The sequence below is a fragment of the Streptomyces sp. NPDC005494 genome, assembly GCF_042872025.1.
GTDB lineage: Bacteria > Actinomycetota > Actinomycetes > Streptomycetales > Streptomycetaceae > Streptomyces.
Window position 1 is genome coordinate 193,835 of sequence record NZ_JBIAJR010000002.1, and the last position, 14,389, is coordinate 208,223.

At 71.5% G+C, this 14,389-nt stretch carries 14 protein-coding genes; 4 read left to right on the forward strand and 10 right to left on the reverse strand.

Going from position 1 to position 14,389, the window contains the following annotated elements; genetic code table 11:
* Positions 1-26: 26 nt before the first annotated feature.
* The 4 genes from ACFYQ6_RS06665 to ACFYQ6_RS06680 are packed head-to-tail and all read right to left on the reverse strand — an operon-like array spanning position 27 to position 4,696.
* Entirely contained in the window at positions 27-1,676 is a 1,650-nt protein-coding gene (locus tag ACFYQ6_RS06665; protein WP_361573165.1) for a (2,3-dihydroxybenzoyl)adenylate synthase, read from the reverse strand.
* Positions 1,673-2,872: an isochorismate synthase gene (locus ACFYQ6_RS06670; protein WP_388761152.1), complete on the reverse strand. Its 1,200-nt coding sequence runs from the start codon at positions 2,870-2,872 to the stop codon at positions 1,673-1,675. Before ACFYQ6_RS06670 ends, ACFYQ6_RS06665 begins: the two co-directional genes overlap by 4 nt.
* Positions 2,873-2,927: 55 nt before the next feature.
* Positions 2,928-3,716: a 2,3-dihydro-2,3-dihydroxybenzoate dehydrogenase gene (locus ACFYQ6_RS06675; protein WP_361573161.1), complete on the reverse strand. Its 789-nt coding sequence runs from the start codon at positions 3,714-3,716 to the stop codon at positions 2,928-2,930.
* Positions 3,713-4,696, reverse strand: coding sequence for an iron-siderophore ABC transporter substrate-binding protein (locus ACFYQ6_RS06680; protein ID WP_361573159.1), 984 nt, complete (start codon positions 4,694-4,696; stop codon positions 3,713-3,715). The genes ACFYQ6_RS06675 and ACFYQ6_RS06680 overlap by 4 nt, the downstream gene beginning before the upstream one ends.
* 161 nt (positions 4,697-4,857) lie before the next feature.
* On the opposite strand from ACFYQ6_RS06680, the gene ACFYQ6_RS06685 reads away from it, so the two are divergent.
* The 3 genes from ACFYQ6_RS06685 (at position 4,858) to ACFYQ6_RS06695 (ending at position 7,921) form a co-directional block, all read left to right on the forward strand.
* Positions 4,858-5,943 carry a FecCD family ABC transporter permease gene (locus ACFYQ6_RS06685; protein WP_388761155.1) on the forward strand — a complete coding sequence of 362 codons (1,086 nt, stop codon included), beginning with the start codon at positions 4,858-4,860 and terminating at the stop codon, positions 5,941-5,943.
* 110 nt (positions 5,944-6,053) lie between these two features.
* Positions 6,054-7,094, forward strand: coding sequence for an iron ABC transporter permease (locus ACFYQ6_RS06690; protein ID WP_361573155.1), 1,041 nt, complete (start codon positions 6,054-6,056; stop codon positions 7,092-7,094).
* Between the two features lie 8 nt (positions 7,095-7,102).
* The gene (locus ACFYQ6_RS06695) at positions 7,103-7,921 is read left to right on the forward strand and encodes an ABC transporter ATP-binding protein (RefSeq protein ID WP_361573153.1); all 819 of its coding nucleotides are present in this window, start codon (positions 7,103-7,105) and stop codon (positions 7,919-7,921) included.
* Here ACFYQ6_RS06695 and ACFYQ6_RS06700 read toward each other — a convergent pair.
* From ACFYQ6_RS06700 to ACFYQ6_RS06715, 4 genes are all read right to left on the reverse strand, one after another.
* Positions 7,905-9,263, reverse strand: a complete 1,359-nt coding sequence (locus tag ACFYQ6_RS06700; RefSeq protein ID WP_361573151.1) for an MFS transporter — start codon at positions 9,261-9,263, stop codon at positions 7,905-7,907. The two genes, ACFYQ6_RS06695 and ACFYQ6_RS06700, sit on opposite strands and share 17 nt — an antisense overlap.
* A gap of 72 nt (positions 9,264-9,335) precedes the next feature.
* Entirely contained in the window at positions 9,336-10,256 is a 921-nt protein-coding gene (locus tag ACFYQ6_RS06705; RefSeq protein ID WP_388761158.1) for an amidohydrolase family protein, read from the reverse strand.
* A 273-nt stretch (positions 10,257-10,529) separates the two neighbouring features.
* Positions 10,530-11,213 carry a 4-carboxy-4-hydroxy-2-oxoadipate aldolase/oxaloacetate decarboxylase gene (gene ligK / locus ACFYQ6_RS06710; protein ID WP_388761161.1) on the reverse strand — a complete coding sequence of 228 codons (684 nt, stop codon included), beginning with the start codon at positions 11,211-11,213 and terminating at the stop codon, positions 10,530-10,532.
* A gap of 26 nt (positions 11,214-11,239) precedes the next feature.
* Positions 11,240-12,265 (reverse strand): amidohydrolase family protein, encoded by a 1,026-nt coding sequence (locus ACFYQ6_RS06715; protein ID WP_388761164.1) that lies wholly within the window; start codon positions 12,263-12,265, stop codon positions 11,240-11,242.
* A gap of 209 nt (positions 12,266-12,474) precedes the next feature.
* Between ACFYQ6_RS06715 and ACFYQ6_RS06720 the strand changes: the two genes are divergently transcribed.
* The gene (locus ACFYQ6_RS06720; protein ID WP_361573143.1) at positions 12,475-13,143 is read left to right on the forward strand and encodes a GntR family transcriptional regulator; all 669 of its coding nucleotides are present in this window, start codon (positions 12,475-12,477) and stop codon (positions 13,141-13,143) included.
* Between the two features lie 252 nt (positions 13,144-13,395).
* On the opposite strand, the gene ACFYQ6_RS06725 is transcribed toward ACFYQ6_RS06720, so the two are convergent.
* Both ACFYQ6_RS06725 and ACFYQ6_RS06730 read right to left on the reverse strand, forming a co-directional pair.
* On the reverse strand, positions 13,396-13,803 hold the full coding sequence (locus tag ACFYQ6_RS06725) for an SHOCT domain-containing protein (protein ID WP_361573141.1): 408 nt from the start codon (positions 13,801-13,803) through the stop codon (positions 13,396-13,398).
* Positions 13,804-13,874: 71 nt separating this feature from the next.
* On the reverse strand, positions 13,875-14,369 hold the full coding sequence (locus tag ACFYQ6_RS06730; protein WP_356743607.1) for an FBP domain-containing protein: 495 nt from the start codon (positions 14,367-14,369) through the stop codon (positions 13,875-13,877).
* Positions 14,370-14,389: the final 20 nt, after the last annotated feature.

A 14,389-nucleotide genomic window follows, 5' to 3' on the forward strand; every position in this document is an offset into this window, starting at 1 on the left:
GGGTCCCGGCGCCGGGCGGACGGGACTCAGCGCCGGGCGGACGGGGCGAGGCCGGGGGCGGTTTCGGAGCGCAGGCCCTTCTTGCTGACCTTGCCGATGCCGGTCTGCGGGAAGGCCTCGACGAACTCGACGAGGTCGGGGACCTTGTAGGCGGCCACACCGCGTTCGCGCACGAGGCGCTTGATCGCGGCCGGCTTCAGGACCTCGGCCCCCTCGCGCAGGATGACGTAGGCGAGGGTGCGCTCACCGAGGTACTCGTCGGCCACGCCGACGACGGACACGTCGTGCACCGAAGGATGGGCGAGGATGATGTTCTCGATCTCCTCAGGAGCGACCTTCTCACCGCCGCGGTTGATCTGGTCCTTGGCACGCCCCTCGACGACCAGGTGCCCCGTCGGGGTGCGGCGCACGATGTCACCGGTGCGGTAGAAACCGTCCGCGGTGAAGGCCTTCGCGTTGTGTTCCGGCGCACGCCAGTACCCGCGGATCGTGTACGGACCACGGGTCAGCAGATGACCGAAACCGCCCTCGGGAACGTCCTCGTCGGCGTCGTCCACGACCCGGACCTCGTCGTCCTCGGAGATCGGCCTGCCCTGGGTGGTGACCACGGTCTCGTGGTCGTCGTCCAGACGCGTGTAGTTGACCAGTCCCTCGGCCATGCCGAAGACCTGCATGAGCCGGCATCCGAGCGCCGGCTCCAGCCTGCGTGCCGCCGACTCGCTGTACTTGGCGCCGCCGACGAGGACCAGCTCCAGGCTCGACAGGTCGTGCGCGGTGTCCTGGCCGGCCTCCGTCCACACCAGGGCGAGGGGAGGCACCATGCCGGTCATGGTGACACGCTCGCGCTCGACGAGTGCGAAGGCCGTCGCCGGGTCGGGGCCGGGGCACATGACCACCGTCCCCCCGGCGTACAGCGTGCCGAGCCAGCCCGGCGAGCTCATGGGGAAGTTGTGGGCGGCGGGGAGCACCACGAGGAAGCGGGTGTCACCGTCCACGCCGCAGATCTCGTTGGACCCGCGAAGCGAGTAGATGTAGTCGTCGTGCGTACGGGGGATGAGCTTCGGCACCCCCGTCGTGCCGCCCGACAGCTGGAGGAACGCCAGGTCGCCGGGCGCGGGCTCGTACCCGGTGTCCACGGAGGCGCACGGTACATCCGAGAGCGCCGTGTGTTCGCCGGGCGAGCCGACGACGAACACGTGCCTCAGGCCCGGGGTGCGCTCCTTGACCTTCGACGCGAGAGCGAGGTGGTCGAAGCCGGCGTGCCGGTCCGGGATCACGTACGCGACGGCCTCGGTGAACGAGCAGAAGTACGCGATCTCCGTCTCCCGGTGCGCGGGCAGCGCGTAGACGGGCAGCGCACCGATCCGGAAGAGCGCGAAGACGACCTCGACGAACTCGGCGACGTTCGGAAGCTGCACGACGACCCGGTCGCCCCGGGAGATGCCGCGTGCCGCGAAGCCGGCCGCCATGCGGGAGGCACGTTCGTCCAGTTCCCCGTACGTCCACTCGCGGCGCTCGGGGGCCGGGTCGACGATCGCGACGCGGTCGGGGTGGGCGGCGGCGCGCTCGCGCAATACGCCGCCGAACGTCTCGCCGCGCCAGTGGCCGGCCGCGCGGTAGCGCTCGGCGAACTCGGCGGGCCAGGTGGGCGCGTCGGCGCCCGTGGCGGCGGTCACAGGGCGGCTCCCACGGCGCTGAGGAACGTACGGAACTTGGCCCCGGTCTCCGCCGTCTCGGCGGCCGGCGAGGACTCGGCCACCACGCCCGCCCCGGCGAACAGCCGCAGGGTGCGGCCTTCGGCCTCGGCACAGCGGATCGTCACGACCCAGTCCCCGTCGCCGTCCGCGTCCTGCCAGCCGACCATGCCCGTGTACGCCCCCCGGTCGAAGGGCTCCGAGTCCGCGATGACCTGCCGGGCCACGTCGGTCGGGGTGCCGCAGACCGCCGGGGTGGGGTGCAGGGCGGACGCCAGGTCGAGGGCGGTGGACGCCGGGTCGCGCAGCTCTCCGGTCAGGGTCGTCGACAGGTGCCACATGGCGGCGGTACGTATGAGGGTGGGGCGTCCGGGCACGTCCAGGCTCACGCAGAACGGCGCGAGTGCCTCGCGGATGGCGTCGACGACGACCGCGTGCTCGTGGAGGTCCTTGGGCGAGTCGAGCAGCGCGGCCGCCCTGCGGACGTCCTCCGCCAGATCGCTGCTGCGCGGTGCGGAGCCCGCCAGCGGGTTGGCGACCAGCCGCGATCCCCGGCGCGCCACGAGGAGCTCGGGACTCGCTCCCACGAGCGTGCGGCCCGGGCCGCTGGGAACGGCGAAGGTGTAGCCCTCCGGGTCACGGCGGGCCAGCCGGCTCAGCATGGCCGGCAGATCGAGCTCACGCGCCGAGGTCAGTTCGAGGGTGCGGGCGAGGACGACCTTGTCGAACTCACCGGCGCCCATGCGCTGCACGGCGGCGGCGACCGCCTCGGAGTAGTCCGCGGCGGCCGGTACCTCGCGTATCCGCCAGTCGTCACCCTGCTCCACGTCGGGCCCGCGCAGGGCGATGAGCGGGTCCGCGCGCAGGGCGCCGGCCCACCGGACGGTCTCCGGGACGGCCAGGAACGCCTCACCGTCCGGCAGGAACGGGACGGAGCCGACGACCACCGGCGCGGGATCGCCCGCGCTCCGGGCGGCGTCCAGGACCTCCCGCACCCGCAGGGGCAGGGGCCGGGCGTCGTGCGGCACCGTGGCACGGGTGCCGGAGCCGAGCAGGGTGTGCCGGGGAGTGGCGAGGAAGCGGTCCGTGCCGGGCCGGTAGGCCTCCAGCAGGGCGGTCGCGACGCCGGGGGCGCTGTGAGGGGGAGCAGCGGCTTGGACGCGCAGAGAGGCAGACATGGGTGGTCTCCAGGGGGGATGGCTCGAACTGCGGCTGGGGACGACGGCGCGGGGTTCAGGCCCGCAGGGTGGCTCCGCCGTCGACGTACAGGTCGTGCATGGTGATGTGGCGGGCGCGGTCGGACGCCAGGAAGGCGACCGCGTCGGCGATGTCCGAGGGGTCCGCGATCCGGCCGAGGGGGATACCGGTGCGGTACGTCGCCGGGTCGCCCTCGACGACGCGCCGGGCGGAGTCCTCCTCGGCGCCGGCCGTCCACATGCCGCGCTGCATGTCGGTCAGGGTGGATCCGGGGGAGACGGTGTTGCACCGCACGCCCCGGGCCGCCACTTCGAGGCCCAGGCACTTGGTGAACATCACGGCAGCGGCCTTGGACGCCGCGTACGCCGACATGTTCGTGCGGGGGATGCCCGCGGCGTTGGACGCGACGGTGACGATGCTTCCCGAACCCCGCCCGGTCATCCGGCGGGAGACGGAGCGTGAGACGTGGAAGACCCCGTGGGTGTTGACGGCGAAGGTCGCCGCCCACTCCTCGTCCGGCATGTGGGCGACCGACGAACCGCTCAGGACACCGGCCACGTTGACCGCGATGTCCAGCGGGCCGAGGGCGGCCTCCGTCTCCGCCACGAGGCTCTCGACGGCCGCGGCGTCCGTCACGTCGAGCGTGCGGGCGGTCACCCGGCCGTCGTACGCCTTGGCGAGCGTGGCGACGCCCTCCTCGGTCAGGTCGGTGGCGAGGACGCGGGCCCCGCGGCCGGCGAGGGCGTGCACGACCGCCTCACCTATGCCGCGGCCCGCGCCCGTCACGAGGGCGAACCGGCCCGCGAACTCCTGATCGGCGGTCACTTGACCATGGCCTTCCGGATGTCGTCGAGGACCGAGACGGCGGCCTGGGCGCCACCGAGGCTCGTCCACTTGGTCCCGTCGATGACCGTGGCGTGCTTGTCGCGCACGGCGCCCAGCTGCTCGTAGGCGGGCTTCTTCGCCAGTTCGCCGAGCAGGTCGGCGTCGGTGGTCGCGTCGAGGGAGCCGATGAACAGCCAGTCGCCGTCGATCTCCGCGAGGTTCTCGTCGCTCAGCGGCGTCGAGTGGCCCTCGCCCTGCTCGTTCTGGATGCCGGGGCGCGTGAAGCCGAGGTCCTTCAGGACGTCACTGATGAAGACGCCTTGCTGCATGACCGCGGTGCCCTTGGCCGAGTAGCGGGCCACGGAGACGCTCGCGCCCGCCTGCGACCCGAGGTCGCTCTTGAGCGCCGAGGCCTTGGTCTCGTAGCCGGCGAGGAACTTCTCGGCCTCGTTCGACCTGCCGAGCGTCGTGCCGGTGAGCTGGAGGGCCTTCTTCCAGTCCTTGGTGCCGCCGATGGTGACGACGGTGGGCGCGATCTTGCGGAGCTGTTCGAGCACCTGCTCGTCGGCGAGCTGTCCGGCCAGGATCACGTCCGGCTTCGCCTGGACGACCTTCTCGATGTCCGGGCCGGTGACGGCACCCACCACCGGGATGCTCTTCGCCTGCTCCGCGAGGTACTGCGGAGCACCCTTCTGGCCGCGCCCCGCGGTCAGGCCGACCGGCTCGACGCCCAGGGCGAGAGACGCGTCCAGGTCCATCTCGCTGAGGGTGACCACGCGCTTCGGCGCGACGGGGACCTTCACCTTCGTCCCCGCCGCGTCGGTGACCTGAGTGGTCGCCGCGGCGCCCGCGCCGGCGGATTCGGCTTTGTCGTCGGAGGATCCGCAGGCGCTCAGGGTGAGAGCGCAGAGGGTGAACAGCGTGGCGGACACAACGGGACGTGCGATACCGCGGGACGAGAGGGACGAATACGGCGCCATGGCCTGGGATCTCCGTTTGCATTCAGACGAATTCGGTTCCGGCCGGGCGCTCTCCGGATCGTGGAACGGAGAGAAGTGGTACGCGACGCCCCACTTCAGGGCACAGGTGTGCCCTGGGACCCGCCAGAACCGGACGAGCTCGATTAGGTTAGGCTACCCTTATGTCGATAGCGCAAGGGGGTCGGCCGAGATCAGCCGGATCCCGCCCATCCGAGAGCCCTCCTCCTCCGGAGCGCCCGATCGCCTGGGCCACCACCGGACTTCTGCTTCTCCTCGCGGCTCTCGTGCTGCTCTCCCTCGTCATCGGCACCGGTGAGAGCGCCGTCGGACGGGCCTGGGACTTCCTCGTCGGCGACCCGGCAGCCCGCGCGGACGCCCAGGTCCGACTGGCCGTCATGGACGTACGGCTGCCGCGCACGCTCGCCGCCCTGCTCGTCGGCACCTGCCTGGGCGCAGCCGGCTGCCTGCTCCAGGCAGCCACCCGCAACCCCCTCGCCGAGACGGGCCTCCTGGGCGTCAACTCCGGAGCCGCCTTCGCCGTTGTGCTCGGGCTCACCTTCTTCGGCGCCGACTCCCCGGGCGCGCTGCTCGTCTGGGCGCTCGTCGGCGGCATGGCGGCGAGCGCCGTCGTCCTCCTGTTCGCCGGATCGGGGCGTACGGCGGGCTCACCGCTGCGCCTCGTCCTGGCCGGATCCGCACTGGGCGCGACCTTCCACGGCTGCACCTCCTACGTGCTGCTCGGGACCCGGTCGACCTTCGACACCTATCGCTACTGGACGATCGGCTCGCTCGCCGGGGTCGAGATCTCCGACCTCGTCCCCCTCCTGCCGCTGGCCGCCCTCGGCCTGCTCGTGGCCCTCGGCTCGGCACGCCCCCTGTCGGCGCTCGGCCTCGGGGACGACGGAGCACGCTCACTCGGTCATCACCCCGGCCGTATCCGGCTCGTGGTCGCCGGAGCGGTCACGCTGCTCGCCGGCTGCGCGGTCGCCGTCGCCGGTCCCATCGCCTTCCTGGGCCTGCTGGCCCCCTACGCCGCGAGGGCACTGACCGGACCCCGCATGACGGCCCAACTCGCCCTGTCCGCACTCATCGCGGCCGACATCATGATCCTCGCCGACATCCTGGCCCGGATCGTCATCCGCCCCTGGGAGACCCCCGTCAGCGTGCTCCTCGCCTTCGTCGGCGGCCCCCTGCTCATCTGGATCGCCCGCTCCTCCCGCCTGTCCACCGCGGGGGCCGAAGCGTGAGCGACCTGAGAAAAGCCGGGGCCCCGGTCCGAGGCACCGGGGAAACCACCGGAAGGCCGTCCCGGAACACGACAGAACCGGCCGAGGGCCCGGTCCGGCACACCACCGATGTGACACCCCCCGACAGCGTCGTCCTGCGCACCGGCACGCTCTCCTGGCTCCTGCCGCGCCGCAGCGCCCTCGCCGCCGCGCTGCTCCTGCCCGTCCTCGTCGTGCTCGTGGCCCTGGCGGTGACGGCGAGTTCGACCGGGATGAGCCTGCCCCGGACCGTCTCCGGGCTCCTCGGTACCGGCGACGCCGGAACCGTGATGATCGTGCGGGAGTTCCGGCTGCCCCGGATCTTCACCGGGCTGATGGTCGGGGCAGCACTCGGCATCGCCGGATGCCTCACCCAGACCCTGGCCGGCAATCGCCTCGCCACCCCCGACCTGGTCGGCGTCAACGACGGCGCCACGGCGGCCGTGGTCGCCGCCGCCGCGGGGTCCACCACCGGCATGGTGGGCGACTGGTGGCTCGGCCCGGTCGGTGCCGTCGTGGCCGCGGCGATCGTCGTCCTGTGCGCGGGCGGAGCCGGGAGCGCCGGATACCGCGTGCTCGTGACGGGCATCGGCGTCTCCACGTTCATCGGCGCGGTGAGCGACCTGATCATGTCCCGCGAGAACGACAACACCGCGGGCGGCGTGTTCCTCTGGACCGTCGGCAGCCTCAACGGCCGGGACTGGGGCGTCGGTACGCCACTGGCGATCGTCCTGCTGGTCCTGGTGCCGCTCGCCCTCGCGGCCGGGCACCGGCTGCAACTCCTGCGCTTCGACGACGACGTGGCATCCTCGCTCGGCGTGGACCTGCGACGTCTACGGGCGGGCGCCCTGGCGCTCGCCGTCGCACTCGCGGGCACGGCCGTCGGCGTCGGCGGGCCCATCGCCTTCGTCGCCCTCGCCGCACCCGTCCTGGCCCAGCGGCTCGCGGGCCCCACCCGCGTCCCGGTCGTCGGCTCGGCGCTGACCGGCGCGGCCCTGATCGCCGCGGCCGACGCGCTGGGACGCGTCGCCGCACCCGTCGAACTGCCCGTCGGGGTCGTCACCAGCGTCCTCGGCGGCCCCTTCCTGCTCTGGGTCCTGTTCCGCCCGGACCGTGCCACCGGAAAGGCCTGACCGACCCCATGACCGACACACCTCGCGAGCCCGTGCCCGGACTCGAAGTCAGCGCTCTGCGCGCCGGATACCCAGGCCGCCCCGTCGTCCACGACGTCGACCTCACCGTCCCCGCGGGCCAGGTCGTCGCGATCGTGGGCCCCAACGGGTGCGGGAAGTCGACCCTGCTGCGCACCGTCGCGCGGCTGCACCGCCCCGACGCGGGCACCGTCCGGATCGACGGCCACGACATCTGGGAGCTCAGCCGCCGCAGGGCCGCCCACAGCGTCGCGCTGCTTCCCCAGTCGCCCCGCGCCCCCGAAGCCGTCACGGTGGCAGGGCTCGTACGCTACGGCCGCCACCCCCAGCAGGGCCTGCTGCGCCAGTGGTCCCGGGAGGACGAGAACGCCGTACGCGACGCGCTCGAGGCCACCGGCACGACGGAACTGGCCGCCGAGCGCCTCGACAGGCTCTCCGGCGGCCAGCGCCAGCGGTGCTGGCTGGCGATGGTCCTCGCCCAGCACACGCCGGTCATCCTGCTCGACGAACCGACCAGCGCCCTCGACCTCGGCCACGCCGTGGAAGTACTGGAACTGGTACGGGAGGTCGCCGCGGCGGGACGCACCGTCGTCATGGTCCAGCACGACCTCGTGGCCGCGGCTCGCTACGCCGACCTCCTCGTCGCCATGAAGGACGGACGGGTCATCGCCCGGGGCAAGCCTCACGAGACGGTCGACGAGACCCTGGTGAAGGAACTCTACGGACTGGACGCGGACATACTCCGCGCACCCGGGGACGCCGCGCCCGTCGTCGTGCCGAGGAGCAGCCGGCTCACGAAGCTGCCGTGACGGCCTTCGGCCCGCGTGCGGCAGGGCGGCACGGCCTGGTGCGGGGGCCGAACACGGCGAGTGCGACGGCACCCACCATCCACACGCCGGCGATGAAGTAGAAGACGCTCTGGTAGCCGGTGCGGTTGTAGAGCGCCGCGATGATCAGAGGTCCCGCGGCGTTCGACAGCCGGCCGATCCCGTACGTGATGCCCGTACCCAGGGAACGGCTCCGGGTGTCGAAGAGCTCGGGGGAGTAGGCGTACGCGAGGGCGGTGTAGCCGCGCTCGAAGAGGTTCACCAGGAACCCGAAGATCACGATCAGGATCGGGTCGAAGGTCAGCCCGTAGAGCAGCCCGCAGGTGGCGATGACCGTGCCGAAGGCGACGAGACACCACTTGCGCTCGAACCGGTCGGTGACCAGGGACGCCAGGAAGGAGCCGAGGGGTGCGCCCACCGTGGTGAGAGCGACGTAGAAGACGGACTTCTCGACGCTGAAACCCTCCTTGGACAGCAGCGTGGGCGCCCAGCTCGAGTAGCCGAAGAAGCCGATGGTCTGGGTCACCCAGAGGACGGTGAGCAGCAGCGTCGGCGCCAGGTAGCGCTTCTGCAGCAACAGGCGGACCGGGGCCTTGACGGCCGGAGGCTCCTCGACGGGCTCCGCCGGTTCGGCCAGCGGCCCCTTCTCGGCGCTCACCTTCGCCTCGATCTCCCGCAGGACGGCGTCGGCCGCGGCGTGATCACCCTTGCTCTCGTGCCAGCGGGGCGACTCCTTCAGGTGCTTGGAGAACAGCACGAGGAGCACGCCGAGCGCTCCCCACAGGTACACCAGACGCCAGGACCAGTCGCTGAGCGGGACGACGAGACTGGCGATCAGGTTGGTGGCCGGCGTACCGCAGATGCCGATGACCATCGCGTAGGCCTGGTACTTGCCGCGCACGGCGGCCGGGTACATCTCGTTGACGTAGATGACGGCCACGACGGTCATCGCTGACAGGCCCGCCGAGGTGAGCACCCGGAAGACGCCCAGGGAGACGACGTCCCACGCGAACACCGAGACGAACGAGAAGAACCCGAAGAAGAGCGTGGTGCGGAGCAGCGTCTTCTTGCGCCCCCACCGGTCGGCGACGGCCCCGGCGACGACGGAGCCGATGAACATGCCCACGAACGACAGCGAGGTGACGTAGGCGACCTGGTCGACCGTCACTCCCCACAGATCGATGAGCTTGGGCGCGGTGGTCGCGAAGCTGTTGATGTCCGCGAACTCGAAGAAGTAGGCGAAGGCGACGGCGAGCAGGGTGGTCTTGTGGAAGCGGGAGATCGGCAGCCGGTCCAGCCGGTTCGCCGCATTGGCGTGCTGCATGGGGACGGTCCCTGTCGGAGTGCGGGTGAGGTGTCGGAGTGCGGGTGAGGTGTCGGAGTGCGGGTGGGGGAGTCAGACGCCTTCGCCGGGCCAGTACAGGTTCATGGGGTTGTCGACGAGGAGCTTGCGCTGCTGCTCGGCGGTGACGGCGACGAGCGGTACGTGGTCGACCAGGAGGCCGTCGTCGGGCATGTGACCGGTCAGATTGGGGTGGGGCCAGTCCGTGCCCCACAGGACCCGGTCGGGGAACTCCTCGACCACGCGGCGGCCGAAGGGCACCACATCGGCGTAGGCGTGCCGCTGACCGTCGAGAGCGGGAGGGCCGGTCAGACTGAGGCGCTCCGGGCAGGTCACCTTCACATGGACGTCGTGGGAGCCGACGAAGCGGAGGAAGCGGCTGAACTGCGGTCCGCCCACCGGCAGCTTCACGTCCGGGCGGCCCATGTGGTCGATGACCAGGGGTGCGGGCAGTGAGCCGAAGAAACCCTCGAGCTCCGGCAGATCAGCGCTCTCGAAGTAGAGCACGATGTGCCAGCCCAGCGGGGCGACCTTCTCGGCGATCGTGCGCAGGTCGTCCTTCGGCGAGGTGTCGACCAGCCGGCGCAGGAAGTTGAAGCGGACTCCGCGCACCCCGGCGGCGTCCAGCTCGCGCAGTTCGGCCTCGGAGACGTCCGGCCGCACGGTGGCGACACCGCGCGCCCGGCCGTCGGCCGCACGGACGGCGTCGATCATGGCGGTGTTGTCCGCGCCGTGACAGGTGGCCTGGACGATGACGGCACGGCTCACGCCCAGATGCCGGTGGAGCGCGGCGAGTTGTTCCCTGCTCGCGTCGCAGGGGGTGTACTTGCGCTTCGGGGCGAAGGGGAATTCCGCCTGCGGCCCGAACACATGGCAGTGGGCGTCGACGGTGCCCGCCGGCAGTTTGAAGGCGGGCACGGACGGATCGGGGTGCCAGTCCAGCCAGCCCGGTGTCACAGGGGAGGGCACGCTCATGAGATCTCCTGGTGGTTCGTGGGGGGACGAAGCGACGCGGACCCTCGGGGGGTGGGAGTGACCGGGGTGCGTGCCGTGTGTTCGCGGGGCCGCCGGGGCCGGGCCGGCCGGCTCGCGCGGGCCGCCGCCGACGGGCCGCGGTCCTCTGCCGGCCGGGGTATCGGGGGTGGTCGACGTCGAGGTCTCCGGTCCGGCCGAGGTCTCCGGGCGGTCGATGCGGCGCGGGGCCGGTCGAGGTCTCCGGTCCGGTGGATGCGGCGCGGGGCCTTCGGGTCAGTCGACGTAGCGCAGGCCCGCTGCTTCGAGGGGGCCCCGCATGCCGTACATGTCGAGCCCGAGTTCTCCCGCGGCGAGCCGGCGGCGCTTGTCCGCCTCGTTCTCCTCCCGGCGGCGGGAGGCGTCCGCGACCTCGGCGACACGGCCGGCCGGTACGACGACCACGCCGTCCGCGTCCGCCACGACGACATCGCCCGGGTGGACCAGGGCGTTGGCGCAGACGACCGGCACGTTGACCGAGCCGAGCGTCGCCTTGACGGTTCCCTTGGAGTTGACGGCCCGGCTGAAGACGGGGAAATCCATGTCCCGCAGTTCGTCCACATCACGGCACCCGCCGTCGATGACCAGCCCCACCCCGCCCCGGGCGCGGACGGAGGTGGCGAGCAGCTCGCCGAAGAAGCCGTCCTCACATTCGGTGGTGCAGGCTGCCACGAGCACGTCACCGGGCCGCAGTTGTTCCACAGCCACGTGCATCATCCAGTTGTCGCCGGGCTGCAGGAGCACGGTGACCGCTGTGCCGCACAGGGCCGCGCCGGGGTAGACCGGGCGGATGTAGGGGCGCATCAGGCCGGTGCGGCCCATGGCCTCGTGGACGGTACTCACACCGAAGGGCTTCAGCGCTTCGACGTCCGCGCCGTCGGGGCGCTCGACCCTGCGGTGGACCACTCCGAGTTCGTTCATGCCGTGCTCACTTCCTTTCGCGGGGTTCAGCGGCCCTGACGCTTCAGCAGCGCGTCCAGGCGCGGGTACACGGAGCGGGCGTTGTGTTCCTGGATGTCGGCGAGGGCCTCCGCGGGCAGCCCGGCGGCCTCGGTGTAGCGGCGGGTGTCGTCGAAGTGGTGGCCCGTCCGCGGATCGATGTCACGGACGGCGCCGATCATCTCCGAGGCGAAGAGGATGTTCCGCGTGGGGATCACGTCGAACAGCAGGTCCGAGCCGGGCTGGTGGTAGACGCAGGTGTCGAAGAAGACGTTGCCGAGCACGTGCTCCTCGAGCGGCGGCCTCCCGAGCGCCACGGCCAGACCGCGGAACCTGCCCCAGTGGTAGGGGACGGCGCCGCCGCCGTGGGGGATGACCAGCCGGAGGGTGGGGAAGTCCGAGAAGAGGTCGCCCTGCACCAGCTGCATGAACGCGGTCGTGTCGGCGTTGAGGTAGTGGGCGCCCGTCGTGTGGAACGCGGGGTTCACGCTGGTGCTGACGTGGACCATCGCCGGGATGTCGTACTCGACCATCTTCTCGTACAGGGGGTACCACGAGCGGTCGGTGAGCGGCGGTGCGGTCCAGTGTCCGCCGGAGGGGTCCGGGTTGAGGTTGAGCGCGACAGCGCCGTACTCCTCCACGCACCTGGTGAGTTCGGGTACGCAGGTCGCCGGGTCCACGCCGGGTGACTGCGGGAGCATCGCGGCGGGGACGAAGCGCTCCGGGTAGAGCCGGCTGACACGGAAGCAGAGCTCGTTGCAGATGGCCGCCCATTCCGACGAGGTGCTGAGATCACCCACGTGATGGGCCATGAACGAGGCCCTCGGGGAGAAGATCGTCATGTCGATCCCGCGCTCGTCCATCAGCCGCAGCTGGTTCGTCTCGACGGTCTCGCGCAGCTCGTCGTCGCTGATCTCCAGGTCGGCGCGTCGAGGAGCGGCCGACGGGTCGGTGAGGCTCGCGATCTGCCGATTCCGCCAGGCCTCCAGTGCGGGCGGGGCCGTCGTGTAGTGGCCGTGGCAGTCGATGATCATCGCTGTTCCTCTTCGAAGTGCCTGCGTGTACGGGGCGGAGAGGCCGCCCTCCGGCCCGTCCCATCCGGCCGGCTGTCACGCCACCGTAACCGTCGATGAAATTGTTGACAATATGCCTGACGAGAAAGTTTCGGGCATCATCGCTGCTGACGCCGCTGGGGAGTCCATGCGGCACGGGGAGTTTCCGACGATGTACGGAAGGCGGAGGGGTGACGTCGAATCAGGTCACCGGCCGGGCGGGCCGGAGCGCGGTCTCCAGCGGAATCCGGGAGGCGCTCGCGGCGGGGGACATGGTGCCCGGACAGCGCCTGGTCGAGCAGGAGTTGTCGGAGGTCTTCCAGGCGACCCGGAGCTCGGTGCGTGAGGCGCTCCAGGATCTGGCCGCCGAGGGACTGGTCGAGCTGATCCCCCGGCGAGGTGCGCGGGTCCGGGTGATCTCCGTCGAGGAGGCGATCCAGATCACCGAGTGCCGGGCCCTGCTGGAAGGGTTGTGTGCCCGGCGGGCCGCGGAGTACGCCTCGGACGAGGTGCGCGGGCAGCTGAAGGACATCGGTGCCGCGATGAGCCGGGCCGTGGCCGAGGGGGACCCCGACGCCTACTCGGTGCTGAACCGCAGGCTGCACGAGTGCCTCGGCGAGGTGAGCGACCAGAAGGTGGCCCAGGAGCTGCTGGAGCGGATGAACGGCCAGATGGTGCGTTACCAGTTCCGTCTCGCGCTGCGGCCGGGGCGCCCGGCGCAGTCGCTGCCGCAGCACCTGGCGATCATCGACGCGGTGATCGCGGGCGACCCCGACGCGGCGGAGAGGGCTGCGCGGGCGCACGTGGAGAGCGTCATCGAGGCCCTGCGGGAGACGCCGGTCGCCACCCGCGCCCACTGAAGGGACGCGGGCCGGCTCGGGCCCGTCGCAGGGACGCGCGGCCGGCTCGGGACCGCCGAAGGGACGCGCGGCCGGCTCGGGCGCGGTCCGGTGACGCGGGTCGAGGGGGCCGGTCGGTCGTGGCCGCGACGCTCCTCGGGCCGGGCGCCCTCGCCCCGGGCTCGGGGCCGGACGCACGTCTCCCGCCCGGCTTCGGCCGCCGGGCGGGAGACAGGTGCTGAGGGCGCGGGTCAGGCGATGCTGGGCGTGCCGTCAGGCGAGGAGCTTGGTCTTGGCCTTGTCGTACTCCGCCTGGCTCAGGTGTCCGTTCTCCTTGAGCTCGGCGAGTTTGGCGAGGTCGGACACGTGGCCGCCGCCGGGGCCCGCCTCTCCTTCGGGCCGTGCGGCCTGCTGTACGTACTTCCGGAAGGCGGCCTCGCGGTCCTCGGCCTGCTTGGCCTCGCGCCGGCCCATGCCTCGCCCGCGTGCGATCAGGTAGACGAGTACGCCCGCGTAGGGCAGCAGGATCACGAAGATCACCCAGGCCGCCTTGGCCCAGCCGTTCAGCGAGTGGTCCTGGAAGATGTCCGTGATCACCTTGAAGAGCAGGAAGAACCACAGCACCCAGAGGAACAGGTACATCATGGTGAGGAAGGCGTTCAGGAGCGGATAGTCGTCCATGGGTCTACTCCGATCGTGCGGAATCTCCCTTATTGGTACATCCGACTTCGAACTGCCGCATTTCCAAGGCTTCAGGCGGATAGCGTGTCGATGAAGGCCGTGAGCTTGCCCCTGGTCCGCTCGATCTGCTGCTCGACCGTCAGCGACTCCTCGAAGCGCCCGCCGGGGGCCGGGGACTTCTTCCCCCGTACGTACAGCGAGCAGTCGAGGTCGGTGCAGAGGTAGATGCCCACCGAGTTGCCGTCCCTGCCCGCCTGACCCGTCCTGCGGGCGGTCATGAGCGAGACGCCGTTGCCCGGGTGCGTGGTCAGGCAGACGGAACACATGCTCCGGTGCAGGAAGCCGCGCTGTCTGGAGGGGAAGCGCAGCGTGATGCCGGTCAGTTCGCCGCGCAGTTCCGTGACGATGTAGCTGCGGTCGGGCGCCGAGAGGTCGCGCCAGCCCAGGAAGTCCAGGTCGCCCCAGGGCTGCTCCTCGAGGTCGCGCGGGAGCGGCAGGCGCTTCGCCTCTCCCTTGGAGCAATTGACGAAGGATGCCCGGATGTCCTGCTCACTGATGGCTCTCATGACCTCGACGCTAACCGTGC

Coding starts and splice junctions, on each gene's coding strand:
- ACFYQ6_RS06700 (WP_361573151.1), bottom strand. CDS start 9,263: ATGCAGCACGCCAATGCGGCGAACCGGCTGGACCGGCTGCCGATCTCC.
- ACFYQ6_RS06695 (WP_361573153.1), top strand. CDS start 7,103: ATGACCGACACACCTCGCGAGCCCGTGCCCGGACTCGAAGTCAGCGCT.
- ACFYQ6_RS06705 (WP_388761158.1), bottom strand. CDS start 10,256: ATGAGCGTGCCCTCCCCTGTGACACCGGGCTGGCTGGACTGGCACCCC.
- ACFYQ6_RS06685 (WP_388761155.1), top strand. CDS start 4,858: ATGTCGATAGCGCAAGGGGGTCGGCCGAGATCAGCCGGATCCCGCCCA.
- ACFYQ6_RS06715 (WP_388761164.1), bottom strand. CDS start 12,265: ATGATCATCGACTGCCACGGCCACTACACGACGGCCCCGCCCGCACTG.
- ACFYQ6_RS06670 (WP_388761152.1), bottom strand. CDS start 2,872: ATGTCTGCCTCTCTGCGCGTCCAAGCCGCTGCTCCCCCTCACAGCGCC.
- ligK (WP_388761161.1), bottom strand. CDS start 11,213: ATGAACGAACTCGGAGTGGTCCACCGCAGGGTCGAGCGCCCCGACGGC.
- ACFYQ6_RS06725 (WP_361573141.1), bottom strand. CDS start 13,803: ATGGACGACTATCCGCTCCTGAACGCCTTCCTCACCATGATGTACCTG.
- ACFYQ6_RS06680 (WP_361573159.1), bottom strand. CDS start 4,696: ATGGCGCCGTATTCGTCCCTCTCGTCCCGCGGTATCGCACGTCCCGTT.
- ACFYQ6_RS06730 (WP_356743607.1), bottom strand. CDS start 14,369: ATGAGAGCCATCAGTGAGCAGGACATCCGGGCATCCTTCGTCAATTGC.